This is a genomic window from Dehalococcoidia bacterium (genome assembly GCA_030648205.1).
Taxonomy (GTDB): Bacteria; Chloroflexota; Dehalococcoidia; order JAUSIH01; family JAUSIH01; genus JAUSIH01.
Window position 1 is genome coordinate 1 of sequence record JAUSIH010000046.1, and the last position, 26,362, is coordinate 26,362.

The window sequence follows — 26,362 nt, forward strand, 5'->3', positions numbered from 1 at the left end:
TGGAACGCGGCGATCATGTCCGTGTCGCCGCTCATGTGCGCGACGATGCGCAGCTCAATTTGGGAATAGTCGCCGGAGAGGAGTTGCCAGTCGGGCGCGCCCTCTACGACGAAGGCCTTGCGCACCTCTCGCCCCACCTCCGTGCGCACGGGGATGTTCTGCAGGTTGGGGTCCGAGCTGCTCAGTCGGCCCGTGGCCGCGATGGTCTGGCTGTAGCTGGTATGAACGCGCCCCGTGCGCGGGTTGACCAGGAGGGGCAGGGCGTCCACGTACGTGGACTTGAGCTTCTGGAACTGGCGGAAGTCCAGGATTTTGTCAATAACGGGATGCGCGCCGCGCAGGCCTTCCAGGATGGACGCCTCCGTGGAGTAGCCGGTCCGTGTTTTCTTGCCCTTGCCCAGCTTCATCTCGGCGAAGAGGACGTCCCCCAGTTGCTTGGGCGAGTTCAGGTTGAACTGGTGCCCAACCAGGTTATAGACATCGGTCTCCAGTTGCCGGACTTGCTGCTCCATGCCCGTCGCCATCTGGCCCAGCCGCGACTCGTCCAGCTTGACGCCCGCCCGCTCCATCCGGACCAGCACGGGCACCAGCGGCATCTCCACGTCGGCGAACAGGCCGTCCTGGCCTTCCCGTCGCAGTTCGTCCTCCAGCAGCGCCTTGAGGCGCAGCGTTATGTCCGCGTCCGCGCAGGCGTACGGGGCGGCCCGCTCGATGGGCACCTGCGCCATGGAAATCTGTTTGGCGCCGCTGCCGATAAGCTCGCTTATGCGGGTCATCTCGACGTTGAGCCTGTCGAACGCCATTGACTTCAGGTCCAGCGCCTTGTACCCCAGCAGGTACGCGGCGATCATCGTGTCGAAGGCCCACGGCGTGATGGGGACGCCGCAGTTCGCCAGCACCAGCATGTCGTAGTTGGCGTTGTGCGCCACCTTCGCCAGCGACGCGTCCGTCAGCAGCGGGCGCAGCGCCTGGAGCACTGCGTCACGCGGGAGCTGCTGGCCCTGCGCGTGCCCCACGGGAATGTACGCCGCGACGCCCTCCGCGGGGGACACGGAGACGCCCACAAGCTCGGCGAGCATGGCGTCCGTGCCCGTGGTCTCCGTGTCTATGGCGAAGGTGCGCGCCTCGCGCAGCTCCCGGACGAGCCGCTCCAGCTCCTCGGCGGAGGTGATGGTGCGGTACGCCGTCTCGCTGGCCACGCTATGGACGGCGGCCTCTCCGGACTGTGCTGTCGTGTCCTGGAACATGCCGAGCTGCTGCGGGCCTTGCCCCGGGCGGGCCGCGCCGGGCAGTCGCTTCAGCAGGCCGCTGAACTCCAGCTCCCTGAACAGATCCAAGAGCTTGCCCCTATCCGGGACCTGGACGCGGCACGCCTCCGCGTCCAGCTTCACGGGGACGTCTGTCACGATGGTGGTGAGCTTCTTGCCGCGCAGCAGGGTCTCCTTGTTGGCGAGCAGCTTCTCACGCAGCTTGGGCTTCAACTCGTCAATGCGCTGGTAGATGCCCTCAATGCTGCCGAACTGCTGGAGCAGCTCTGCCGCTCTCACTTCCCCTATATCGGGCACGCCGGGTATGTTGTCCGAGTCGTCTCCTTTGAGCGCCTTGAAGTCCGCGATCTGAGCGGGGGAGACGCCGTAGCTCTCCCGCACGCGGGACTCGTCGTAGGTGACCATCTTGCCGGTGTAGGGCGACCACATGGAGACGCGCGCGTGCGGCCCGACGAGCTGCGTGATGTCCGAGTCGCCCGTCAGGATGATCACATCCAGATTCTGCTCCACGGCCTGCCGGCTGAGCGCGCCCAGCACGTCGTCCGCCTCGAACCCCTCCGCTTCGAAGACGGGGACACCGAATGCCTCCACGATCTGCCGCACGCGCTGCATCTGCGCGCGTAGCTCGTCCGGCATGGGCGGCCTCTGGGCCTTGTACTCGGCGTAGAGGGCGTCGCGGAAGGTGGGCGTGGGAAGGTCGAACGCGATGGCCCAGTAGGCGGGGCGCACCTCCTCAAGGGCCTTGAGAAGGGTCTGCGTGAAGCCGTATGTGGCCCCCGTCGGCTCTCCGGTGCGTCGCACGGACAGCCCCTTGTCCTTCAGGGCGTGGTACGCGCGGTGCACCAGCGCGTGTCCGTCAATGAGCAGCACGACGGGCTGAGCCTTGGACGGGGCCGACTCTCTGGCTGCGGCTTCGGCTTCGGCTTTGTCGCCGGTGGAAGACATATCTGACCTCAATACGCTGTCGCCATTATAGCAGAGGGGCCCGTTGCCGCCGTCCCTCTTGACATGCCGTCCGCGCGGACGTAGTATATCGCTTACCGATATACATCGCTCAGCGAGGTATCAATGGGCATGAGTGAACGCGCCTACTGGGAGCTTTTGATCAAGCGGGGCCTGGGGCGGCTGCTGGTGCTGGCCCGCCTCCTGGAAAGCCCGGCGCACGGCTACGCCATCGCCCGTAGCCTGAAGGACATTTACCCCGGCTGCTGCGAACCGAGCGACGCCATGATTTACCCCACGCTGAAGCAGCTTTACGAGGGCGGCTACGTCGCCTGCGAGGCGCGCTCCACGGAGGGTGGCCGCCCTCAGAAGCTCTGAACGCTCACTCCGCGGGGCCGGGACGCCCTGCGCGAGGCCGTGGCAGCCTGGAAGGCTATCCTGCCAGACATACAGCGGACTCTCGAGACGGTCGAACGGACTCTCGATGCTGGCGAACCAACACGCAAACCGGTGGCCGCGTCCTTCCCGCAGGGGAAGGGCCGGGGATAGGAGGAGGCATGTCTGAGACGACAAATCCGCGGAGAGACGTGAAGGAGGTCGTTCGCGAGCGGTACGGCGCCCTGGCCCGTTCGGCGGCGAGGACCGGCGCCACCATCACGCTCACGCCGAAGGAGTCGCAAAGTTGCTGCGGCCCAGCGGCGGCCAAGGGCGACATGGTGCGCGTGAAGGGGCTGTACAGCCATGCGGAGACGGAGGGCCTGCCCGCCGGAGCGCTGGCCGCCTCCGCGGGCTGCGGCAACCCGCTGGCGCTCGCCGAGGTGAGGCCGGGCGAGACGGTGCTGGACCTCGGCTCCGGCGGCGGGATTGACTGCCTGCTGGCGGCGCGACGCGTCGGCCCGACGGGCAGGGTCATCGGCATTGACATGACGCCGGACATGATCGCGCTGGCGCGGCGTAACGCGGCGGAGGTGAAGGCCACCAACGTGGAGTTCAGGCTGGCGGAGATGGAGAAGATGCCCGTGGACAGCGCGTCCGTGGACCTCGTCATCTCCAACTGCGTTATCAACCTCTCGCCGGACAAGGACGCCGTCTTCGGGGAGGCGTATCGCGCGCTGAAGCCTGGCGGGCGAGTGCTCATTTCTGATATCGTAACCACCGGCGAGATTCCCGCCGAGGTCCGCGCCAGCCTCGACGAGTGGTCGCACTGCATCGCGGGCGCGCTGCCGAAGGACGATTATCTGGCGAAGATGCGCGCCGCCGGCTTCCGCGACGTGGTCGTTGTGGACGAAAAGTCGGTCTCCAACCTGACGGGCTGGCGGATGAATCTGGCGAGCATCAAGGTGCGGGCGGTCAAGGCCTGCGGCTAGTGTCTCGTCCCTGAAATCTGTGTACAAATTGTCATTGCGAGGACTCCGGCTTGCCGGAGGACGAAGCAATCTGGAGGGGGGTGTACTCCGCAACCAGATTGCCACGCCCCGATTTCGTCGGTGCTCGCAATGACATTAGCAACGAACTTCGGGGACGCCACACAGCGGGCTTGCCCGGAAAGCCGGTTGCTGCTACCGTGTGGCTGCCGGAACTCCAAGCCCTCCGCGCAGTCGCAGAGGGCGCATAAGGGGGTGTCATGCGTCCTCAGTTCGGCATCGTCTTTACGCCCGCACCTCACGCGGACCTTGTGCGCTGGGCCACGCTCGCCGAGGAGGGCGGCTTCGAGCGGCTGGGCATAGCGGACAGCCCGTCGCTGTACCGGGACGCGTACGCGCTGATGGCCGTCATCCTGGCCAAAACGACCCGCATCCACGTCGGGCCGCGCGTGACGAACCCCGTGCTCGTCCACCCCGGCGTCATGGCGAGCACGCTGGCCTCGCTGTCAGAGCTGTCTGGAGGCCGCGTGTACATGGGCATAGGCACGGGCCACAGCGCGCTCCTGAACGTGGGGTTGAAGCCCGCCAGCCTGGGCACGCTCCGGAGCTTTGTCCTGGCGGTGCGCTCGCTCCTGACCACGGGCGAGGCGGAATGGCAGGGCAAACATGCGCGGATGACCTGGCGGGCGGACCAGCCCGTGCCCATCTACGTGGCCGCGGGCGGGCCGAAGTCGCTGGAGATGGCGGGCGAGATCGGGGACGGGGTGATCATCGGCAACGGCATGACGCCTGAGGTCGTCGCGCACGACATGGCGTGCATCGAGCGCGGCGCGCGGACGTCGGGGCGCGCGCTGCGTGACCTGCACTTGCAGTGGCTGATGGCGGCGTGCGTCGCCGACGACCCGGAGCAGGCCGGCCGCGAGGCGCGGGCGCAGATGTGCTCCAACGCCCACAGCGTGTTCCAGCACGGGATCGAGGGACAGTTCGTGCCCGCGCCATTGAAAGAGCGCGTCCAGGCGCTCTCGGATGGGTACATGGTCACCGAGCACGCACGCCCGGGGGAGTCCGCGCACAACGCTCAGCTTGTGGACGAGCTGGGGCTGCGCGAGTACCTGATAGACCGGTTTGGAATCGTCGGCTCGCCGGAGCGGTGCGTGGAGCGCATCAAGGAGTTGCAGCACCGGGGAATCAACGCGTTCTGGATGAGCGTGCACACCACGGAGAAGGAGAGGGTTATCCGGCTTCTGTCGGAGAAGGTGCTGCCGCACTTCCTGTAGTCAGCAGTCCTGCCTGCATTGCTTCCGCCGCCACGGCAGGGGTGAACGTTCCAGGACCCTCACCCAGCTTTGCACAGAAAGTGCCGTCTGCACAAAAAGGCAGCAGGCTGAACAAAAAGTCCAGTCTTTCAAATCTTGCTAGGCCAAGTCTCGACAGCAAGTTTTGCTAGGCGATTCTGTCGCTCTTTAATTTCCTTAGCGCCCCAAGATGCGCATTGGGCTGCCTCAATCGTCAGGGTAAACGTAGAATCTTGAAGTACGGGTCCCTTTTCCTTGTACGGGCTATTCCCGATCATAGAGTTTTTCTTCGCTTGCAAAATGACCATATTCCCAAGCCGTTTGTAATAGGCGGCGGCGGTTTCACTATCAATATCCGGCCATTCGTTTCCAGGATGTTCAGGCAGAATATGTTCAAGGTTGATTGCCTGCTCCTCATCTTGCGGAACCCACTCTGGTTCGGGTTCCTTTTTCAGATATAGTTCCATCGCACGTAGGTAGTACCGCGCCAAGTAGACGTGGGACACTCTCGCTTCCGAAAAGGCAGTCTCAAAGAGCGCATCTGTAGGAACGACATCTGACATTTTAGCCGCCAGTTCCTTCGCCGTCTTGATTTTCCTGGTTCCAACATCTTGGGCGCGAAGCGCATAGTTCCGGTCAAGAAGTCCACCACGTCCACCAACAATCAAAAATCGTACTGACCAATAGACAAAGAGTCGGAACGCATCCTGTGCCTCTTTAATTGAGAAGTAGCGAGCGACAGCGAACATGAGTGGGCGAATCTGCTCTACGCGAAGGTCACGATTGATGGTAGAAATATGTTTCCGCGTTCTGGTTCCGTATTGGTTCCATTTGGTATGGTCAGAGTTGTACAACGCGGCGTAGTCATTTGCCGCCTCTGCAACCTCACTGAGAAAAGTAAGCGCGCGGCTCTGGCTATCCACTGTCTGCCGAACCTTGTCAAAGACCTCTTGGCCTCTAGTTGGACCAGTCTTGGTAATCATGAAATGATGCAAGAATATGACTGTAACATCATCTTGCCCTAGCGATTCAAGGACACCCACCATCTTTGCCCAATGCTGTTGAGCCTCATTTATGCGATCCCCTGCGTAACTCAACAGGTGGTTCTTCAGCAAGTCAGCTTGGGATGCTTTGAGACCACGGTCGTTGAGGGTTTCAAACATCATGAAAGCGTTCAAATGATCGGGTACACGGAGCACGATGACTTGCGCTCCGGTGCGCACGAACTTAACCCATTCGAGCAACCGCGTTGTTTTCGCGGAGGGAGTATAAGGGTCCAAAATTTTTTGAATGTGCTTGGCAGCTATTTCACTCGCCAACTTGATACGCTTGTGGGATTCCTTCATGGGGGCAACCCCTCGTACAGGGTCATCAGGATTCGCCAGAATGAAATTCGAGAAGAACTCGTTATCGTCAACGTTCAAGCGAAGCTTAGGGACAATTGCCGTAGTGTTGATGTCCGTTGTCTTCAGGAAGTCATTCTCAATTGATTGGGCACGGGCAGCATCCTTATTCCAGTGGAAGTAGTCCCGAATGGCTGCCAAGAGGATCGTAGATGTCGCAAGTCGTTGTTGACCATCCGAAACCTCTGGAACCTCTCCCGCTCCCTTAGTTAGAACGATGGTTCCGAGAAAATAGCTGGCCTTGTTGTTAGCTATCGCATTCGCAAAGTCTTGGAGAAGGTCAGTGACATGATCTTCCTCCCATGAGTACTCTCGCTGGTTCAACGGAACGGCAAGGCGGTTGTGGGCCAAGACCTCTCCAATCCCCTTATACTCAAATCCAATTTCTTCCGTCGTAATATGCATGGTGACCTACCTTCAGCGTTTTAGGAACGCGATGGGAAGGGGGGCTTCCTCTAATTCCCGCACAGCAGTGCGTCGCAGGCGTTCCCTAATCCACGTTGCTAAGGGTATTCTGGCGAGAGCAGCAGCCTTCTTGAACGCTTGCCTTTCGGCCTCCTCGAGTCTTATCTAAAGCACTTTGTCGAGGGTTGTCGATTTTGGCGGCCTGCCAACTCGTTTGTTCATTGTCCTGTTTGTACTACTAAAAACATTACATGTCAAGCGCAACTATTGAGATATGTGGTTTTTTGTCCGTACAATAAGTCCATCAGAAGAAAGCGGCTCGATGGGGAGGAGCGACCATTCAACGAGATTAAAGGCTTGGTCAAGAGTCAGCTCCCTATTTTCCAGAATGGGGCTGTAGACGGGTATTAGGGCTAACCTCTCCTCAAATTAGGACACGACCTATTTTTGTGCAAAGCTGATACTCCCAGACCCCCGCCAGAGAGGGGCGAAGCCCTCTCTGGACTCCCTCGCGCCAAGGTACCCCGTGACGAAACACTACGAACGCCCTATCCGGTGAACAAGATGCGCTGGCAGTTGGGGCACTGGACGATCTCGTCGCCGCGGGCGGCCCTGCGGTAGTCGCTCTCCGGCAGCGAGATGCGGCAGCCCATGCACATGCGGGAGGCGATGCGCGCCACGGCCAGGCCTTGCCGCAGGGGGCGCACACGCTCGTACAGGGCCAGGGCGGGCGCCGGCGGTTGGGCCGCGGCGGCCTTGCGGCGGGAGGTCAGCCCGGCTATCTCCGTCTGGAGCCGCGCCTGCTCTGTCCTGAGGCCGTCCTGTTCCACACGCCTCGCGTGCTCCGCGGCCTCCATCTCGGCGGCCCGCGACTTCACGGCTCCCTGGGCCTGCTCGACGGTGTCCATGAGGGCGAGCAGCTTCCCGTCGGTTCCGCTCCGCTTGGCCTTGAGACGCTCCAGTTCTTCCTCCATGTTCATCAACTCTTTGGGGCTTTTCACTGAGCCGCCGTAGAGCTTCTTATCAAGCGTCCTGACCTTCTCGTCGGCGTCCTGGATGTCGGCCTCCACGCTGCGCTGCTCGCGTTGAAGGCGAGTCTGCTCCTCTTTGGCTGTGGCCAAAGCCTGGCGGGCGGCGCGCAGCGCCTCCGTTTCGCCCATCCGGGCCTCGACGGCGACGAGCGCCGCCTTCTCTCTGTCCAGCGCCAGGTCTATTTCCTGGAGCTGATAAAGCTGCTCCGCAACGGTCATGAGTCCATTCCTTTGTGCAGACGTAATCCAGGCGGCCCGACGTCCTATGTGCGGGCGGCCCGGGCGGTGGCCCTGGGCGGCTCCTTGATGTAGGGCAGCACCTTCTCCCCGATGCCCTTGATGAAGCCCAGCGGGTCATGGGAGTAGATGCCAAAGTGGATCTTCTTGACGCCCATGTTGACCAGGCCCTGTATCTTCTCGATGAAGTACTCGGGCGGGCCGATGATGGTGAAGCGGTCGGCCAGATAGTCGCGCAGGCCCAACTCGTCCACCAGTTCCGCGTTGCGCCTGTTGGCGCCCAGGCTCTCGTGTTCATGGAAGACGTACTGCTGCTGGAGCTTGAGGATGCGCGGCTTCACCTCCTCCGGGATCATCTTGTTCTCCAGAGTGAAGCGGAAGGCGTGATTGGCGCTGGCGGCGAGGGTCATGCGGGACTCCAGCAGGCCGTCCTCGCGCCGATTGCACAGGTTCGCCTTGACGAACCACCAGATGTCCAGGTCCTCCAGCTTGCGCCCGGCCTCCTCCGCGCCCTCCCGGATATGCCGCAGGGAGTCGGCGACGACCTCCGGCAGAATGCCCGTGCCCACCGCCACGCCGTCGGCGATGCGTCCGGCCAGGCGGAGCGCCTTCGGCCCCTCGCCGGTGACGTGGATGGGCACCGGGCGCTTGGCCCACGTGAGGCGGCATGTCCGGCCCTGCCACGTGCCCTCGCCCTTGCGGTAGAGGTCCTGCATGCAGCGCACGTACTCTTCCAGGACGGCCAGAGTGGAGCCTTTGTACCCCAGGTTATACACGGCGCTGTCGCCCGTGGAGATGGCGAAGTAGGCCCGCCCGCCGGACAGCTCGTCAATGCTCGCCATGCCGCTGGCGGACACGGCGGGGTGCCGGGTCAGCGGGTTGCTGACGAGCGGCCCGATGAGCACCTTCTTTGTGTTGACCGCCATGAGGGTCAGGGCCACGTACAGTTCCCGCGCCAGGGACTGGCTGTCCGCCGCGCCCACGCGGGTGAAGCCGTTGGCCTCCGCCAACTGGGCGCGCTGGATGATGATGTCGGGGCTTTGGACGCTGACGCCGTGGGCCATGCAACCGAGCTGGACTGCTGGCATGATGTTCCTCCTTCACACAGTCGTTAGGACCGCAGGCGGGGGTCGAGAATATCCCGCAGCCCGTCGCCCAGCATATTGAAGGCGAAAACCGTCAGGCTGATGGCTATGCCGGGGAAGATGGCGAGCCAGGGGGCCTGAGTCACGAACTGGCCTCCCTCGCCGGCCAGCATGCTGCCCCAACTGGGGGCCGGAGGCGGAATACCCAGGCCCAGGACGCTCAACGACGCCTCCACCAGGATGGCGTGGGGGAGCTCGACGCTGGCGATGACGATGAATGGGGCCAGGGTCTGCGGCAGCACGTGGCGGAAGACGATGCGCCAGTCGTCGGCGCCGATGGCCCGTGCAGCGTCCACAAAGGCCAGGCTGCGTACGGCGATGGTGGCGGCGCGGGCCACGCGCGCTGTGCGCGGTGTCTGCACAATGGCGATGGCGAGGATGATGTTCTCAACGCTGGGGCCCAGGGCCGCCACCAGCATGAGGCCCAGGATGAGGGTGGGGAACGCCATCAGCGCGTCCATGATCCGTTGGATGGCCACGTCTAGCTTTCCGCCGAAGTAGCCGCTGAGGATGCCGATGATCCCTCCCGCCGTCTGTCCCAGCGCCACCGCCAGAATGCCCACGTACAGAGATATGCGCGTGCCGTAAATGACGCGGCTCATGACATCGCGTCCCAGGTGGTCGGTGCCCCAGTAGTAGGTCAGGCCGGGAGGGACGAGGCGGGCATCGTAGTGGAGAGCCAGCGGGTTGTAGGGGGAGATGAGCGAGGCGAAGATGGCGGTCAGCCCCAGCACGACGACGATGGCCGCGCCCGCGGCGGCCAGAGGTTTCGTCCGGGCGAACCGCCGCGCGAAGGCCGCGGCCTGCCCGGCGCGGGACGGCCTGTAGGCGGGGCTGGCTTGTGTTGTGAATGCCTCTTGCGCTGGCATACGTCACTCCGCTAGCGCAGGTGGACGCGCGGGTCTATGTAGCCGTACAGGATGTCCACGGCCAGGTTTATCACGATGATGATGGCGGCGAACACGACGATGATGTTTTGGACCAGCGGAAAGTCCTTGGCGGAGATGGCCTGGACAAGCGCCCGGCCAATCCCCGGCACGGAGAATATCTGCTCCATGATGACCGTGCCCCCGAGCAGCACGGCGTATTGGAGGCCTACGACGGTGACCACGGGCAGCAGCGCGTTGCGGATGGCGTGCCGCGCCACCACCAATGTCTCGGGCAGGCCCTTGGCCCAGGCGGTGCGCACGTAGTCCTGCCGGAGCACCTCCAGCATCTGGGAGCGGGTCATGCGGCTGACGGTGGCGGTGAAGTAGTAGGCCAGCGCCAGCACGGGCCAGATGACTTGCTGGGCGTTGGTCAGCGGGTCCTGGACCAGATCGGCGTAGGCCAGGGGAGGAAGCCAGTGGAACCCGATGGACAGGACCAGGATGACGAGCGTGCCAGACCAGAAGGTGGGCATGGCCAGTCCGCCGATGCTGATGATCCGCGCGAGATAGTCAATCCACGTGTCCTGCCGGATGGCCGATATCACGCCCAGGGGAACGGCGACCAGGATAGCTATCAGCATGGTGAAAGTGGCCAGCTCAATAGTCACGGGCAGGCGTTGGGTGATTTCCTCCAGCACAGGCGTGTTGAAACGCAGTGACGTGCCCCAGTCCAGACGCACAAGCCCCCACACCCAGTCGAAGTATTGCTTGGGCAGAGGGTCGTTCAGGCCGAGCTGTTTCCGGAGGGCGTCAATCTGCTCCTGCGGAACGGAGGCCGGGTTGTCGCTCAGGCCGGCCAGGACGATGCGCGCCACGTCTCCGGGCAGGACGCGCATGACCGCGAAGATGATGAGGGAGACCAGGACGAGGGTCAAAACTCCGCTCAGGAGGCGTGTAATAACGTATCTATGCATGGACTAATCACCATCGGACCGCACGTGGAGAGGGGAGGTCAGAACCTCTCGTCCCCGTGTGCTTTTGTCCAGCAGCCTGTAACGGGCCGGACGGCGTGAGGCTGGAGCTGGCCTGCGCGCGATGTCCTGCACAGGCCAGTTCCAGAAGCATCTTACTTGGCAATCCAGAGGGTATCGTGCTGGAGGTTGTTATAGATGCTGGTCAGCGGCTGGTAGCCCTGGACGCTTGTCCGCAGAGCGCCCTGGTACGAGCCCCAGGCCAGCACGTTGTTGTACCCGTTGTTGATGAGGAAGTCCTGGATCTCCTTGAGCTTCTTGGAACGGGCCGCGAAGTCCAGCGCCAGAGCGGCCTGTTCGTTGATCATCTGGTCCAGCTTGGGGTCGTTGGTGGCCGTCGTGTTCTCCGACGGGTCGCCCGTGGAGAAATAGCTACCCAGGATGACGGACGGGTCCTTCGGGAAGGGGACCTGCCGCATCACCTGGCCCTGGAACTTGCGGTTGAACGCGGCGTCCAGGAACGTGGCGTCGTCCATCGTCTTGAGTTCGATCTTGACGCCGATCTTAGCCAACTGGTCCTGGACGAAGAGGGCGCTGTCGCGGTAGCCAGGTCCCGGCCTGTAGATGATGCTGAACGAAAGGTTGGACTGGCCCTCCTGGGCCAGGAGCTTCTTGGCCTCGTCTATGTCCTGCGCCTTGTCCTTGCGGTAGCCCGCGAACTTGCTCAGCTCGTCCACCGTGTAGCCGCCCAGGTCGGGCGGAATCGCCCCGACAGCCTGACCGGACCCGGCCAGGACGAGCTGGTTGAAGACGTTGCGGTCAACGGCCATATACAGGGCCTTGCGCACGTTCACGTTATTGAACGGCGCAACCTGAGCGTTCACCGAGAAGAACTCATAGTTCTGGTTGAGGTAGCGGAACGCGCGGGTGCCGGACGTTTTGTTCAGTTCATCCTGGTCCGTCAGGTTCATATAGACCGGGGCTGCGATATCCGCCTGGCCGGTCTTCATTGCCGCTTTGCCGGACGCCCGGTCGGGAACGATGTAGTAGGTGACGCCGTCCACGTAGGGCTTGCCCGGCATGTAGTAGTCCGGGTTGCGCACCCACTCCATGCTCACGTCAGTCCGGTAGGACTTGAACTTGAACGGGCCGGTGCCCACCACGTTCGTCCGGAAGTCCTTTTTCGCCTCCATAATCTGGCGGGGCGAGATGAAGGCGCGGCCTCCCGCCAGAGCCGACAGGATGGACGGGTCAATCTGCTTCAGCGTCATGACCACGGTGCTGTCGTCGGGCGCCTGAATGCTCTTGACCGAGCCCTTGAGTTGCGTGGACAGTGACGGGGACTTGTCCTGCAAGAGCGTGAGGCCGTAGGCGGCGTCCTGCGCCGTAAATGGCATGCCGTCATGCCATTTGACGCCCTTGCGTATCTTGAACGTATAGACCGTTCCGTTTTGGCTAATCGTCCAGCCTTCGGCCAGGTCGCCTATGAGTTCGCCGGCCTTGTCAGGGTTTTCCCGCACCATTGTGCCGTATCCCAGCGACATGGGCGCGATCGCGGTCATGGACCGGACCATGTAAGGCTCCCATCTTTCAGGGGTGGCCCAGATGAGGGCCTTCAGCGTCCCGCCGCGCTGTATGCCGGTCGTCGCCGTCGGTATTGGGGTTGGCACGGCGGTCGGCGTGGGCGCGCCGACGGCGGGCCGCGGGGTCGCGGTCGCGGCGGCAGGCGGTGGAGTGGCGGGCGCCGCGGTGGGCTGCGCTGCGGGAGGAGGCGGCGCGGGCTGCGCGGCGGGGGCGCAACTCGCGGCGAGGAGGGCCACCGCCATTGTGGCCGGGAGCGCCCATCCCATTCGATGTTTGAGACCGCTGCGGGTGGTCCTGTTTACGAGTTCCATTGCGTTCCTTTCATGCCCTCAACCAGGTGCGAGGCCAGGGGGCCTTCAACTAAATGAACAGAGAAGGGTCTGTAAGAAAGGCCCTGGGCCGCTCCTAACGTCTCGCTTACGTTATTTTCGTCGGCTTGTCCACGGTGTGCAGCTTGCGCTCCGGCTCGTTGCCGAAGATAAGGACGTTGGACACCTGCGGAGAGCCGCCCAGGGTGTGGGCGAGTCCACGGGTCACGTTCTTCAGTTGCCGGGGGCCGCACTTGCCTTGGAGCTGCTTGTAAATCTCGTAGGTCGTGCGCAGGCCCGTGGCGCCGATGGGGTGGCCGAAGGACTTGAGGCCGCCATCGGTGTTAATCGGCAGCTCGCCCTCCAGGGTGAACGTGCCCGCCCTGACGTCCTCAGGCGCCTTGCCCCGCGGGGAAAAGCCCAGGTCCTCGTAGATGATCATTTCGGTGATAGTGAAGCAGTCGTGGACGCTGGCCAGGCTCAGCTCCTTGCGTGGGTTCTTGATGCCCGCCTGTTCGAAGGCCTGCTTGCCGGATTCCACGGTGGCGCGGACGCTCAGGTAGTCGAACCCGGGGCGCTGCATGGGCAGCATGGCGTCGGCGGAGGCCCCGATGCCCTTGATGTAGACAGGGTCGGCGCGGAAGTTCTTGGCCAGGTCCGCGCGACAGACGATGGCGGCGGCGGCGCCGTCGGTCACGCCGCAGCAGTCGAAGAGGCCCAGGGGCCAGGAGATGATGGGCGCGTTCATGACCTGCTCCTCGGTCACCTCGCGCCGCAGGTGCGCCTTGGGGTGCATGGCGCCGTTGTGGTGGTTCTTGACGGATATCTTCGCCAGGATGCGCTTGCCCTCCTCGCCGCTCAGACCGTAGTGATGGAAGTAGCGGGTGGCGAGCATGGAGAAGTAGCCGGGCGCCGTCTGGCGGGCCTGATAGACGGGGTGGGTGCCCCGGCCGACGCCCAGGCCCCCGAAGCCGGTGTCCTTCAGCTTCTCGAAGCCCAGGGCGAGCACTACGTCATAGGCCCCCGCGGCCACGGCGTAGGCGGCGGCGCGCAGGGCTTCATGCCCCGTGGAGCACCAGTTCTCCACGCGGGTGATGGGGATGTTCGACAGCTTCAGCGGATCGGCGAGGAGCACGCCTGCCTCACCGCTGCGCAGCGTGCCGACCCAGGCGGCCTGGATATCGCCGGGGTCTATGCCCGCGTCCTCGTAGGCCTCGTAGGCCGCCTCCACTATCATGTCCTCGGGGCTCTTGTCCCAGAGCTCGCCGAAGGTCGTGCAGCCCATTCCTATGATGGCGACCTTGTCCTTGATGCTCTCCATGGTTACTTTCCTCCCTCTCGCTGGGGGCGGCACTTCCAGAAGTAATTGTGGAATCCAGCGGCCTCATGCATCCGTCGGAAAGTGAACTCCACCGGCTGGCCGATCTTGACCTCCTTGGGGTCCCCGTCGGTCATCTGGCAGTAGATGCGGCAAGCGCCGACTTCGGACTCCAGGACGGTCTCGATAACAGGCGGGTCCATGCCTCCGGCCAGGTTGTCCAGAGTGTAGTTAAAGATGGTGGCGCTCTTGTCCGAGAGGCGGACGGTTTCGTAATCGTCCTTTGAGCGGCAGGTGTAGCAGACGCGTTGGATGGGGAAGTGGTGCGTGCCGCACTTGCGGCAGCGGCTGCCGCGCATGCTTATCCAGGAAAGGCGGTCGCGGTACTCGACGGTGGCGCCGGCGAAGGCGGCGATACGCAGAGGAGGCTCCGGCTGCAGCTCGGCGATGCCCCGGAACGCCAGGTAGCGTTCGTAGGTGGGCATGGTCCTCTTGACCGCCAGGCTGTCCTTGACGCCGCGCACCCTTTTTTGGACGCTTGCGATGCCGTCCGTCGCGGTCAGAAGGAACGCGTCCGAGCCGTCGCCGTAGCTGGCGGCCAGGATGCGTGCCCCCGGCTTGGTCTCCTGAAGGGCGTCCACCAGCACCAGGAGGGCATGGGCGGCGCCCGAGTTGCCGACCACGTCGATAAGCGTTGGGTGAAGCTGTGTCTTGGGGTCCAATCCCAGTTCGCGTGCAACGCCCTGGACGCTGCGGCTGTCCGGGCTGTACAGGGCCGCCCGCGTGATTGCCTTGGGGTCCTGTTTGCTCTGCTTCAAAAGGGTGCGCGCGGCGCCCACCATGCTCTGGGTGTACCCGTACGTGACGGCAAAGCGGTCTTCCCATGACTTCACGTACGTGTCGGTGTCCGTCCGCCAGACATCCAGAATCTCGTCGGCCAGAGAGACCGCGCCGTCAATGCGGACCGCGCCGTCGTTCGCGGAGACCAGGACCGCGGCGGCGGCGTCGCCGAATAGCTGCTCAAGGTCGGTCTTCGGATAGCCCATGCGGCTGTCAGAGGCCACTACCAGCACGTTCGTGAGCGCTCCCGCCTTGACCGCGTCCATGGCCGCGAGCAGGGCGGATGTCCCGGCGCGGAGGCTGTGGCCGAAGTCCGCCGTGCGGACGGTCTTCGGCAAGTCCAGAGCCATGGCAATCAGGGCGGCGGACTGCTTCTCTTTGTACGAGGGTGTGGTGCTTGCGAAGAAGACGCCGTCCACCTCCTCGCGGGGGATGCCGCGCAGGCAGTCCGTGGCGGCTTCCACAGCCATGGTGAGAGTGTCTTCGTCGTAGTTAGCGACGCTGCGTTCCCCGCCGAGGGAGCCGCGGCCCCAGGCCTTGGCGATCATATCTCGGGGCATGCGAAGGGTGGGGATGTAGGCCCCGAAGGACCGGAGACCAGCCATCACAAGTCCTCCTGGATATAGAATCTGGTTGGCTATAGGCCATGATACACGCCGCAGGAGGGCGAGACAAGGGCCGCGCATGGTGGCCGCGAACCCCGCCTTGCGGGGCGGGCTACCTGGCGACCGCGGGGTTCTTGACGCGCTGGATGACCTTGCCCATGGCCTCCAGGAACTGGGGACGCCGCGCCACGGCCACCGGGCAGCGGAAGAACATCTGGGTGGCGCCCGCCTTGATGCCGCGCTGTATCTGCTCGACGCACTGGTCCGGCGCGCCGGCCACGGCGAAACGGTTTGCGAGCCACTCCTTCATGCCGGACTGCTCCACCAGCATGGCGTTGTTGTCCACGCCGGCGCTGATGATATTGTGCTCGTGGGCGGCGTACGCGCTCTGTATCTTCGTGATGGCCGCGTGGAATTCCTTCGGCACGAACTTGCCCTCCAGGGTGAAGCGGAACCCGTGGTTGACGCTTGAGCAGAGGGAGGCGCGGATTTCGTTGACGGCGGCCTCGCGGCTCTCATGCACGTTGCCTTTGACCAGCCACCAGATGTCCACGTCCTCTATCCGGCGACCCGCCTCTTTCGCGCCCGCCGCCACCTGCTCACGGAAGTGATGGACCACCTCCGGCGTGATGCCCGCGCCGATGACGACGCCGTCGGCAATCTTGCCGGCGAGCCGCGCCGTCTTGGGGCCGTCCGCCGCCAGGTAGATGGGCATTTGCTCCTTGGACCAGGCGACGCGGCCCGTGCTGCTCTGCCATTCGACCGCTTCGCCGCGGAAGAGGGCGCGCAGGGCGTGCACGTAGCGCTCCATGTCGGCCAGGCTCGCGGGGCGCATCTTGAGGTTCTGCAGGGCGCTGTCGCCGGAGCCGAAGCCGAGCGCGACGCGGTTCCCGAACATACGCCGCAGGGTGCCCACGGCGCTGACGGTCACCGCGGGGTGCCGCGTCCACGGGTTGGTGACCCAGGGCGCGACCATCTTGCCCTTGGTGTTCAAAAGGCAGTGGGTCATGAGGACGTACAGCTCGCCGTAGACGGACTGCGAGTCCGGCACGCCAACGAAGTCGAAGGGCTGCTGGTCAATGATGCGGACGGTGTGGACGTAGTCCTCCGGTGTGTCCCCCCAGGAGATGATGCCGAACTTCGCGTTTGCCACGATGTCCTCCTTGGTGAATGCAGGTTTCGTGTCTCGGTGTGCGGGCCCGGCCCAGTGTCGCCGAACTGCCTGGCCGCGTCAAGGGCGGGACCGCGAAGACGGGGCCGCCGTAGTTGCGCGAGGGCAACCGTTCAGCCGCAATCTGCACTCTCCGGAGAAGTCGTGTGGGGAAGACGCTCGCGCCGGCATTAACGCCAAGCCAGTCTGAGGCCTGGGCTGTCTTGCGCGCAGCGGCCTCCACCACTCCGCGCATGGTGTCCTCCTATCCAAGACGATGCGGTGTTGCGTCCCAGGCTGCCGTGATGGACATCCTTTGTTTAATTCCCCCAGCTCGGATTGTTGTCTTCCTTGGGATTATTGGTGAGGCGTGTCTGGGCGGAACCGTCGGCGTTCATGACGTAAATCTCGTAGTTCCCGTCCCGAATGGAAGTGAAGACAATCTTGCTCCCGTCCGGGGACCAGGCACAGTAGTCGTCCCGGTTGAAGTTGGGCATGAGTGTGGTCTGGCCAGTGCCGTCTGCGTTCATGACGCTAACCCCCTCGTTGTTAATGAAGGCAATCTTCCTGCCATCGGGCGACCAGGAGGGCCACGAAGACCCGCTGCGAGTCTGGGTGAGGGCGGTCTGGCTGGAGCCGTCGGCGTTCATGACGTAAATCTGGGCGTTCCCGCCCCGATCGGAGGTGAAGGCGATTTTGCTCCCGTCCGGGGACCAGGCCGCTTTGTAGTCATTGGCGCTATTGAAGGTGAGCCTAGTTTGGTTGGAGCCGTCGGCGTTCATCACGTATATCTCGTTGTTGCCGTCACGGTTGGACTGGAAGGCGATCTTGCTGCCGTTGGGCGACCAGGCTGGGTTGTTGTCATTGGCGCTATTGAAGGTGAGCCTAGTTTGGTTGGAGCCATCGGCGTTCATCACGTACATCTCGTAGTTGCCTTCACGGTTGGACGCAAACAGAATGCGGCCAGCCAGAGGTGCGGGCGTTGGGGTGGGAGTAACCGTTGGCGTTGGTGTGGTGGTCGGTGTGGGCGTCATGGTCGGCGTTGGCGTGACCGTGGGCGTAGCCGTAGGCGTCCACGTTGGCGTCACCGTCGGCGTATAGGTCGGCGTCGGCGTGGGTGTCGGGGTAGGGGTAAGTGTGGCCGTCGCCGTGGGCGTCAAAGTCGGCGTTGGGGTATAGGTTGGCGTGGGTGTAATGGTCGGGGTTGGCGTGGGCGTAATGGTAGGCGTTGGTGTTGGAGTATAAGTTGGCGTGGACGTGATGGTTGGAGTAGGCGTCCACGTGGGCGTAACCGTGGGCGTGGACGTTGGCGTCGCTGTCGCCGGCGTAGGGGGTATCGGCGTCGCTGTGGGTGCAGGCGTGTGTGTGGCTGTGGGCGCTTGTGTTGGCGTGGGCGGAGGCATTAGCGTAAAAGTGGAACTGGGTGTAACGGTGGGCACTGGCGTCACCGCAGGAGAGAACCGAGATGTCAATACTATCCCGATCAGAGCTACAATGATGCCTACTCCCGCCCAACCTTTCCAACCCAACCAATTGGACAACTGGGACCAGATGCTTTACCTCAAAAGACTGGAGACAGCGTTGTAATTAGACACCCGGTTAACCCACAACGAGCGCGAAGTTATTGTGACCTACAAACCTGCGGGGCATTCCATCTTCCCGCCAATTTATCGCCAATGGCCGCTCCATGCTCCCGGTCGCATTACGCCGGCAATCGTTCAGCCGCAATACACAGCCACCTTGAAGGTTCCGCTCGTGCTGTCATTCAGCGCATCCCGTTATGGCGAGCCAACTACCTTCGGGGAGTATATCAGGAAGGCGAGGCTGGAGATAAGCTCTCCGCAGCTTTATCACCCCATCCCTCGTGGCCTGCACTGCAGCGCCTCCGCCAGGCCTGCCGTGATCCTTCCGGTACCGGAAGGACGAACGATGCGCGGCCTGGATTGCCTCCGCGCCGGACAGGTCGGCGATTGGGATGGTTGTACGAGTGTGGGTTGATAGATTGATCCAGATCTCGTGGTCGCCTTTCGCTTTGCGGTCAAGCTCGCACCCCAGCCCTCGCAACCTCCGCGTAAGCTCTCGGTAGTTCACGCCGCGACAAGCACCTCGCTCGGGATGCCTTTACCGCCCACGTCAACAGACGTGTCTTCAATCTCCCTGGGAAGGGGGTCCCCTTTGGACTTGTACGACTCGATGAAGGCCGTAGCCACGCTTTGCAAGTTGCCCAGAGCGTCGGCGGCGGTATCCCCCCACGCGCGGCAGCCGGGGAGTAGGGGGACTTCAGCCAGGTATTTGCCCTCGGTCTCCCTGGTAGGTTCGTGCATTATGATGGGCAATTTGTACAGCTTCATACTGGTCTCACGCCTCTACAGCAACATACTCAGCCCTGGTGCGTGGCTCGGGTACGGGTAGCTTGTCCTCGATAAGACTTTGCACATGGAACTCAATGGCTTCACGCATGTTTCGTAGCACTTCTTTCGGCGTGTCCCCAACCGCCACGCATCCAGGGATATCCGGCGAGTAGGCAGAGTAGTTTCCGTCTGCCTTCTCAGCAACAATCAAATACCGACGTGTCATTTCTTGTACCCCCTTATCTGCGCCTGTTTGAATATGCTGTGGAGGGTCCCCGACGCCAAGTCCTTGCCCAGGCTCCCTGGAACGGTAACAAGGCCGGGTATAACAGGGTGTTTGTATTGCCGGTGGCTGCCTCTGGTCCGAGCTAGTACCTACTTGCGAAAAAGGGCGGTATCATCAACCGCTCGTGGTGAGCTTGTCGAACCATGAGCGGCTCGCCCTTCGACAAGCTCAGGGTGAGCGGGGCTGGGTTCGGCTGTGTGTACGCTGATTTCTGCAACTAAGTACTAGATACCAGCCATCGGCCTCCAGCATAGCTATGACCTCGCGCACTTTCATTATAGCTTACGAACCATCAGTCTATTCACCCCATCCCTCTCGGCCTGTACTGCAGCGCCTCCGCCACGTGGACGACACCAATCGCCTCCGCGCCGGAGAGGTCGGCTATCGTCCGCGCCAGCTTAAGGATGCGGTGGAAGGCCCGCGCCGACAGGTGCAGTTGCTTCATGGCCGCCTGCAGCAGTCCCTTGGTCGGCGTGTCCATCTGGCAGTGCTGGCGCACCTCCATCGCCGTCATATCCGCGTTCGCCAGGACGCTCCGCGAGGTGGAGTAGCGCCGCCTCTGGACCTCCCGCGCCGCCTCGACCCGCGCCCGCACCGTCGCCGAGCCTTCGCCGGAGCGGTCGTCCACCAGCTTCTCGTACTCGACGCGCGGCACCTCGACGAACATGTCTATGCGGTCGAGGAGCGGCCCGCTGATGCGCTTCTGGTAGCGCGAGACCAGGCTGGCGGCGCAGGTGCAGGGCTTGAGGGGGTCGCCGTAGTAGCCGCAGGGGCAGGGGTTCATCGCCGCCACCAGCATGAAGCTCGCGGGGAACGTGACCGTGCCCTGGGCGCGGCTGATGGTCACCACGCGGTCCTCCATCGGCTGGCGCAGCACCTCCAGCACGTTGTGCCCGAACTCCGGCAGCTCGTCCAAGAACAGCACGCCGCGATGGGCCAGGCTGATCTCACCCGGATGGGGCTGCCGTCCGCCGCCGACGAGTCCCGCGTGCGAGATGGTGTAGTGCGGCGAGCGGAAGGGGCGCTGCGTCACGAGGGGCGTGTCCGAGGGCAGAAGGCCGCTGACGCTGTAAATTTTGGTGACCTCCAGCGCCTCGTCCATCGTCATCTTGGGCAGGACGGCGGCAAGGGCGCGCGCAAGGAGGGTCTTGCCACTGCCCGGCGGGCCGCTCATCAGGAGGTTGTGCCCGCCCGCCGCCGCGATCTCCAGCGCCCGCTTGGCGTGCTCCTGCCCCTTGATGTGCGCCAGGTCCGCTCCGCTCGGCCCGTCGTCCACGGCTGGCGGCGGTCCTTCCGCGGAAGAATAGGGCGCGATGGACGCCTCTCCCCGAAGGTGCGCCACCAACTCGGTCAGCGCGCCCACGGGCAGAATTGTCAGGTGGTCCACCAGAGATGCCTCTCTGGCGTCGGATGCGGGGGCGTACACGGTTCGGATGCCCTGCTGGCGGGCCAGCGCCACCATAGGCAGAATGCCTTGTGTATGACGCACGCCGCCGTCCAGCGACAGCTCACCCAGGAACAGCGTCTCCGTCGCGTCGAACGCCACCTGCCCGGAGCTGAGCAGAATGCCGATGGCGATTGGCAGGTCATAGGCGGGGCCTTCCTTCTTGAGGTCGGCGGGGGCCAGGTTGACCGTGATGCGCTTGAGGGGGAACTCGCAGCCGGAGTTGCGGATGGCGGCGCGGACGCGCTCCTTGGCCTCCTGCACCGCCATATCCGGCAGGCCGACGATGGTGAAGCTGGGCAGCCCCGGCGAGATGTCCACCTCCACCTCGACGATGGCGCCGTCCATCCCCACGATGGCGCAACTCCGGACCTTTGCAAGCATAAGGACTCCAGACGGAAGGATAAGCTCAGGCTATCTGGACGACGGCTTCGACCTCGACGGGCGTGTTGTGGTACAGAGTGTACACGCCCACCGCCGAGCGCGTATGGCGGCCCGCCTCGCCGAACGCCTGGGTGATGAGATCGGAGAACCCGTGCAGGACCGCGGGCGTATTGTGGAACCCGGGGGCGCAGTTGATGAAGCCCAGGACCTTGACCCAGCGATGGATTCTGTCCAGGTCGCCCAGGTAGCCCTTGAGCGTGCCCAGCATGGCGACTCCCGTCAGCCGCGCTGCCTCGTAGCCCTGCTCCAGGGTCAGCTCGCCGCCAACCTTGCCCGTGACCAGCGGCTTGATGTTCGCGTCGAAGGGGCCGTGGCCGCTGACGTACACCAGCTTGTCCACGGTGACGCACCGCACCCGGTTCGGCGCGTCCTGCCACGCTGAGGGAAGGACGATGCCCATCTCGCGCAAACGCTCTTCGACAACCATGCGACACACCTCCGCGGACTGCGACCCGCCCCATTATAGCCGCGACGCCGCCTGATGCAGGACATTGCGGCTGTACCGAGTGCTAACGGAGCATACTCGTTTAGTTTCCTTTTCTTCCTAACACGCCACTAAGACCTCGGACGTTTGAGGTACAGCTCACAGCGTATTGCTGTGCGAGTTATCAAGCTTAGTGTGCCAGTTAGCTCCCATCCTTGCTCGCCCAGGGTATTCAATAAGGGGCCGGGGTTGTACCAGTCACCGCCGGGACCTCTTACTTTTTCGAACTTCCCCGAACGCCCGTTGCTATCAACCCAATTAGATTCGTAGACCACGATGACCAAGTACTCCCACTTTTGCATAGTACTCCTCTCTCGTCACCTACCCTTTAGCCAAAGCGCGGACTGCGGCCCGCCCCATTATAGCCGCGACGCCGCCACTTCTCCATCGGGCGCAGGCGCTATACTCAAGGTGCGGGAAAGGAGCGCAATGCCGTTCACCACGGATGTCCAGACGATGACCAGAACGGGCATGGAGCGCCTTCTGGACCAGATGGAGGGCCCCGGCCTTGGACGGGTGACACTCTACCTTCCGCCCGCGTCTCTCCTCGCTATCCGGACGCTGCTCGCCGGGGCGGACCCCGAACTGGCCGACGAGGTGGCGCGCAAGGCCGACGACACGTGGTCGGGCGCGGCGGTGTTCCTGTCCGCCGACCAGGCGTATATCGTCGCGCCTCCATTCCCCATCCGTGCCGAGAGTCGCAGCGACGGCTGGGACGGCGCGCCGCTGCGCGCGCTCTTCGCTCGGCGCTATCTCCTGGGCGTGGTGCTCCTGAGGCTGGGGGCGTACGCCGTCGGCGTGCTGGACGGCGACGAGATGGTCGTCTCCAAGGCGGACACGCGCTACGTGAAGGGCAAGCACCACGCGGGCGGGTGGTCGCAGCAGCGCTTCGCGCGTAGACGTGAGAAGCAGATGCGCGAGCTGTTTGACGAGGCGTGCGAGGTGGCGCGTGACTGTCTGGCGCCCTACGAGCGGCGGCTGGACTACATATTCCTCGGCGGTGAGAGGTTGACGCTGCTGGCTTTCCGCAAGCGGTGTCCCTATCTGGAGAGGCTCGCCGAGAAGATAGCGCCGCGCATTCTTGAGGTGGAGCGGCCCAACCGCGGGGCGCTGGAAGGCATCCCCCGCGAGGTCTGGAAGTGCCGCGTCACCCTGTTCCGGCGGGCGTGACGGGCGAGGACGCCGCTACCTGCGGGAACCGCGCGACTCCACGGGCTCCGGGGCCTCTCCAAAGTGCCCGGGCGCTGCCCGACCTTGCCCGTGGCCGCGCAGTCGCTCCAGGAATTCATCCATGATGGAGTAGACCACAGGTACGACTATCAGGGTCAGGATGGTGGACGTGATAAGCCCGCCGATCACGGCCAGGCCCATGGGCTGACGCAACTCCGAGCCCGCGCCAAGGCCGAGCGCCAGAGGCAACATGCCCATGATCATGGCGGCCGTCGTCATGAGGATGGGCCGGAGCCGGATAGGGCCTGCGGTGAGCAGGGCTTCCCCGCGGGGCATTCCTCGACTTCGCAGCGTGTTCGTGTAGTCCACGAGCAGGATGGAGTTCTTCGCCACGAGGCCCATGAGCAGGATGATGCCGATCATCGCCATCATGCTGATGGGGAATCCCGCGGCGAACAGAAGGCCCAGCGCGCCCACGCCCGCCAGCGGCAGGGCTGCCATGATGACCAGGGGCTGGGTGAAGGAGCCGAACTCGGACGCCAGGATCATGTACACGAAGAGGACGGAGAGGCCCAGAGCCATGAGCAGGCTGCTGAACGTTTCGCCGAGCTGCTCTGACTGGCCGAATGGGACAATGCGCACGCCGGCGGGCAGAGGCATCTCCCGAAGCGCCTGCTGAAGGTCGCTGACGGCCTCGCTCAGCGACTGGCTGCCAAAGTTGGCGGATATGACGACCTGACGCTCGCGGTTTTCCCTGTCTATGCGGCCGGGGCCTGTGGCCGGCGCGATGGTGGCGACGCTCGCAAGGCGGACCGTGCCGCCCCCGGGAGTGGCGACGGGAATAGCCAGGATGGCGTCCTCTTGCTGCCTGTCCTGGGCGCGCAACTGGACGGTTATATCTATATCTTCGTCCGGACCGCGGAGCTTGGAGATGGCGTCTCCATTGACCAGCGTACGCAGCGTTGTGGCTACGGCGGCCGGGGAGAGGCCCACTTCCGACGCGCGGTCCTGGTCCACCAGCACTCGCAGTTCCGGCTTCCCGAGCCGGAGGCTGGAGGCGACGTCAGTGAAGCCTCGCCCGTTCTCCTTCAGCCGAGCCATGACGGTGTCGGCAGCGCGGCTCAGGTCGTTCACGTCGCTGCCGCGCAGGGCCACCTGGACGACCTTGCTGCCAAATGTGCTCAGACTGCTGGACCCGGCGCCCAGGGACTCCTCCCCCAGCGGAGAGATGTTGGTGCGCGCGTTCGCCAGATCGGGCCACGTCGCAAACTCCTTGCGGAGGCGGTTCAAAGGCGGGAAGGCGTGGCCGATGCCGGTCGTGACGAAGAAGTTTGCTTTCTCCCCCTCCGTGCTCGACGAGCCGCTCGCGAACGCGCCGCCGCCGACAGTGGTGTAGACCACCTTGACCTCGGGTTGCGCCCTGATCACGGACTCCATCTTCCGGGCCACGGTGTCAGTCTGGGCAAGGGCTGTGCCCGAGGGCAACTCCACGGACACGTAGAAGAAGCCCCTGTCTATCTGCGGCTGGAGCTCGCTGCCCATGAGGGGTATCAGGACGATCGCCATGACGAACGACGCGAGTCCGATGCCGAGCACGAGCGGCCGGTGGCCGAGCGCCCAGCGCAGGACGGGCTTGTAGAGGCCTTCGGCTCGGTCGTACACTCTGCCCCAGGCCGCCAGCAGCGGGGCCTCCCGGCGCTTGCCCTCGATCCGGCGGAAGAAGAACGTGGAGAGCATGGGCGCAAGGGTCAACGCCTCCAGCAAGGACAGGAGGACGGCCACGGCCACCACCAGCCCGAACTGGTTCAGGAACCGGCCCACCAGGCCCGTGGTCAGGGTGATGGGGAAGAAGACCGCCACGATGACCAGGGATACCGCTATCACGGCACGGGCTATCTCCGCCGTGCCGAGTTTTGCGGCGGTCCGCGGGTCCTCGCCCTGCTCCATGTGGCGGAAGATGTTCTCGCGGACGACGATGGCGTCGTCAATGAGGAGGCCGACCACCAGGGAGAGGGCCAGGAGGGTCACCATGTTCAGGGTGAAGCCCATCAGGTAGATCGCGCCGAAGGTGGCCACGATGACGATGGGGAGGCCGATCACTGTAATCAGTGTGTTGCGCAGGTCTCGGAAGAACAGGAAGACGACAAAGGCGGCGGCTAGCCCTCCGATAATCAGGCTGCGGTAGAGGTCGTCATTGAAGGTGCGGACGTTCGTGGACTGGTCGAAGACCGAGAAGACGTCCATGTCCGTTCGGTCTTGCTGAATGCGGGCCATTTCCTTGAGGGCGGCGTCTGCCACACGGACGGTGTTGGTCCCTGACTGTTTGTGGATGGCAAGGCTGACGGCTTCCTGCCCGTTGATGCGGGTTATACTCCGCGCTTCTTTGACGCCCTCGCGCACATCCGCTATGTCGCCAAGCCGGACGGGAGCGCCCTCGGCGCCGCCTGCCACGACCAGGGCGCGCAGGTCGTCCACGCTGTGGAACTCGCTGGCGGTCCGCAGCAACAACTCGCGCTGGCCCTGGGTGACGCGCCCGGCGGGCAGGCTCAGGTTGTTGGCCTGGATGGCGCGGACCACCTGCTCCACGGGGATGTTGTACGCGGCCAGCTTGGTCGCGTACAGGTCGACCAGCACCTGCTTCTCGCGCCCGCCGGAGATGGTCGCGGCGGCCACGCCGGGCACGCGCTCAAAGCGAGGCTTGATGTCGTCGTCCACCAGCTTTCGGAGGTCCGCCGGATTGCGGCCCTGCCTGTCCCGGATGCCGACGGTCATGATGGGCAGGGATGCCAGGTCGAACCGCTTGATGACCGGCTCCTGGACGCCATCCGGGAGGCTGCGCCGGACCGTGGCCAGCCGCTCGCGCACGTCCGCGGAGGCCTGACGCGCGGCGTAGTCCATGTTGAACTCAAGGGTGACCACGGATACGCCTTCCTGGGATGTCGACCGGATGGCCTCGATATAGTTCAGGGAGGCGAAGGCGTCCTCAAGCGGCTTGGACACGTCCCGCTCAACGTCCTCGGCGGAGGCGCCCGGGTAAACCGTCTGGACGACGACCACGGGGACGGAGATGTCCGGCAGTAGGTCAAGGCCTGTTTGAAAGAAAAACACCGTACCCATGACGAGCACGGTGAGGACGCACATGGTGATGAAAACCGGCGCGCGTATTGCCAGGTTCCACATAGGTTACAGCACTCTTTCGGGGCTGCACCCCGCGTTGCGGCGGACGGTCGCGTGTTGGAGGTCGGTTGTCATAGCTGTTGCAACGTATCCTGTCCAGTATAGCACAGATAAGGCGCTATCAGCTTGTTAGGGAAATCACGAATGCGCGACGGAGGCGGGGCGCCAGCCTGCCCCAGGGCGGCGCAGGCCGTATCTGGCGCAGATGCGCCTTGCTTTTGCCCTCTTGACGTAGTAAAATGTCGTTCGAGGTCTCGGAGCAGGCCGATCC

21 protein-coding genes and 1 pseudogene are annotated in these 26,362 nt (G+C 63.8%); 4 read left to right on the plus strand and 18 right to left on the minus strand.

Features of this window, described 5'->3' with window-relative positions; genetic code table 11:
- Positions 1-2,213 (minus strand): DNA polymerase I (gene polA, locus Q7T26_05485; GenBank protein MDO8531605.1); only part of this gene is annotated, 2,213 nt, incomplete at its 3' end.
- Positions 2,214-2,336: 123 nt separating this feature from the next.
- Between polA and Q7T26_05490 the strand changes: the two genes are divergently transcribed.
- The 3 genes from Q7T26_05490 to Q7T26_05500 all read left to right on the plus strand — a co-directional run bounded on the left by Q7T26_05490 (position 2,337) and on the right by Q7T26_05500 (position 4,851).
- Positions 2,337-2,588, plus strand: coding sequence for a PadR family transcriptional regulator (locus Q7T26_05490; GenBank protein ID MDO8531606.1), 252 nt, complete (start codon positions 2,337-2,339; stop codon positions 2,586-2,588).
- 179 nt (positions 2,589-2,767) lie between these two features.
- Positions 2,768-3,577: an arsenite methyltransferase gene (gene arsM / locus Q7T26_05495; protein MDO8531607.1), complete on the plus strand. Its 810-nt coding sequence runs from the start codon at positions 2,768-2,770 to the stop codon at positions 3,575-3,577.
- A 257-nt stretch (positions 3,578-3,834) separates the two neighbouring features.
- A complete protein-coding gene (locus Q7T26_05500; protein ID MDO8531608.1) occupies positions 3,835-4,851 on the plus strand; it encodes an LLM class flavin-dependent oxidoreductase in 1,017 nt (338 codons plus the stop codon).
- A gap of 128 nt (positions 4,852-4,979) precedes the next feature.
- Here Q7T26_05500 and Q7T26_05505 read toward each other — a convergent pair whose 3' ends face one another.
- From Q7T26_05505 to Q7T26_05580, 16 genes and pseudogenes are all read right to left on the minus strand, one after another.
- Positions 4,980-6,677: a DUF262 domain-containing protein gene (locus tag Q7T26_05505; GenBank protein MDO8531609.1), complete on the minus strand. Its 1,698-nt coding sequence runs from the start codon at positions 6,675-6,677 to the stop codon at positions 4,980-4,982.
- 548 nt (positions 6,678-7,225) lie between these two features.
- Positions 7,226-7,927, minus strand: coding sequence for a C4-type zinc ribbon domain-containing protein (locus tag Q7T26_05510; protein MDO8531610.1), 702 nt, complete (start codon positions 7,925-7,927; stop codon positions 7,226-7,228).
- Between the two features lie 44 nt (positions 7,928-7,971).
- Entirely contained in the window at positions 7,972-9,033 is a 1,062-nt protein-coding gene (locus Q7T26_05515; protein ID MDO8531611.1) for an LLM class flavin-dependent oxidoreductase, read from the minus strand.
- A 23-nt stretch (positions 9,034-9,056) separates the two neighbouring features.
- Positions 9,057-9,959: an ABC transporter permease gene (locus tag Q7T26_05520; GenBank protein MDO8531612.1), complete on the minus strand. Its 903-nt coding sequence runs from the start codon at positions 9,957-9,959 to the stop codon at positions 9,057-9,059.
- An 11-nt stretch (positions 9,960-9,970) separates the two neighbouring features.
- A complete protein-coding gene (locus Q7T26_05525) occupies positions 9,971-10,933 on the minus strand; it encodes an ABC transporter permease (protein MDO8531613.1) in 963 nt (320 codons plus the stop codon).
- A 152-nt stretch (positions 10,934-11,085) separates the two neighbouring features.
- Complete coding sequence (locus tag Q7T26_05530) at positions 11,086-12,825, minus strand: ABC transporter substrate-binding protein (protein ID MDO8531614.1); 1,740 nt, start codon at positions 12,823-12,825, stop codon at positions 11,086-11,088.
- 106 nt (positions 12,826-12,931) lie between these two features.
- Entirely contained in the window at positions 12,932-14,143 is a 1,212-nt protein-coding gene (locus Q7T26_05535; protein ID MDO8531615.1) for an acetyl-CoA acetyltransferase, read from the minus strand.
- 2 nt (positions 14,144-14,145) lie between these two features.
- A complete protein-coding gene (locus Q7T26_05540; GenBank protein ID MDO8531616.1) occupies positions 14,146-15,585 on the minus strand; it encodes a zinc ribbon domain-containing protein in 1,440 nt (479 codons plus the stop codon).
- A 112-nt stretch (positions 15,586-15,697) separates the two neighbouring features.
- A complete protein-coding gene (locus Q7T26_05545) occupies positions 15,698-16,738 on the minus strand; it encodes an LLM class flavin-dependent oxidoreductase (GenBank protein MDO8531617.1) in 1,041 nt (346 codons plus the stop codon).
- A gap of 317 nt (positions 16,739-17,055) precedes the next feature.
- On the minus strand, positions 17,056-17,649 hold the full coding sequence (locus tag Q7T26_05550) for a DPP IV N-terminal domain-containing protein (GenBank protein ID MDO8531618.1): 594 nt from the start codon (positions 17,647-17,649) through the stop codon (positions 17,056-17,058).
- A 22-nt stretch (positions 17,650-17,671) separates the two neighbouring features.
- Positions 17,672-18,016 carry a hypothetical protein gene (locus Q7T26_05555; protein ID MDO8531619.1) on the minus strand — a complete coding sequence of 115 codons (345 nt, stop codon included), beginning with the start codon at positions 18,014-18,016 and terminating at the stop codon, positions 17,672-17,674.
- Positions 18,017-18,822: 806 nt separating this feature from the next.
- Positions 18,823-19,086, minus strand: coding sequence for a type II toxin-antitoxin system HicB family antitoxin (locus Q7T26_05560; GenBank protein ID MDO8531620.1), 264 nt, complete (start codon positions 19,084-19,086; stop codon positions 18,823-18,825).
- Between the two features lie 7 nt (positions 19,087-19,093).
- A complete protein-coding gene (locus Q7T26_05565) occupies positions 19,094-19,312 on the minus strand; it encodes a type II toxin-antitoxin system HicB family antitoxin (GenBank protein MDO8531621.1) in 219 nt (72 codons plus the stop codon).
- Positions 19,309-19,458: pseudogene (locus tag Q7T26_05570) on the minus strand (type II toxin-antitoxin system HicA family toxin). The gene Q7T26_05565 and the pseudogene Q7T26_05570 overlap by 4 nt, the downstream one beginning before the upstream one ends.
- A 215-nt stretch (positions 19,459-19,673) precedes the next feature.
- Positions 19,674-21,200, minus strand: a complete 1,527-nt coding sequence (locus tag Q7T26_05575) for a YifB family Mg chelatase-like AAA ATPase (protein ID MDO8531622.1) — start codon at positions 21,198-21,200, stop codon at positions 19,674-19,676.
- Between the two features lie 25 nt (positions 21,201-21,225).
- The gene (locus tag Q7T26_05580) at positions 21,226-21,687 is read right to left on the minus strand and encodes a RidA family protein (protein MDO8531623.1); all 462 of its coding nucleotides are present in this window, start codon (positions 21,685-21,687) and stop codon (positions 21,226-21,228) included.
- Between the two features lie 486 nt (positions 21,688-22,173).
- Here Q7T26_05580 and Q7T26_05585 point away from each other — a divergent pair, with 486 nt between their 5' ends.
- A complete protein-coding gene (locus Q7T26_05585; protein MDO8531624.1) occupies positions 22,174-22,914 on the plus strand; it encodes an acVLRF1 family peptidyl-tRNA hydrolase in 741 nt (246 codons plus the stop codon).
- Between the two features lie 15 nt (positions 22,915-22,929).
- Here Q7T26_05585 and Q7T26_05590 read toward each other — a convergent pair whose 3' ends face one another.
- Positions 22,930-26,094, minus strand: a complete 3,165-nt coding sequence (locus tag Q7T26_05590) for an efflux RND transporter permease subunit (GenBank protein ID MDO8531625.1) — start codon at positions 26,092-26,094, stop codon at positions 22,930-22,932.
- Positions 26,095-26,362 lie beyond the last annotated feature (268 nt).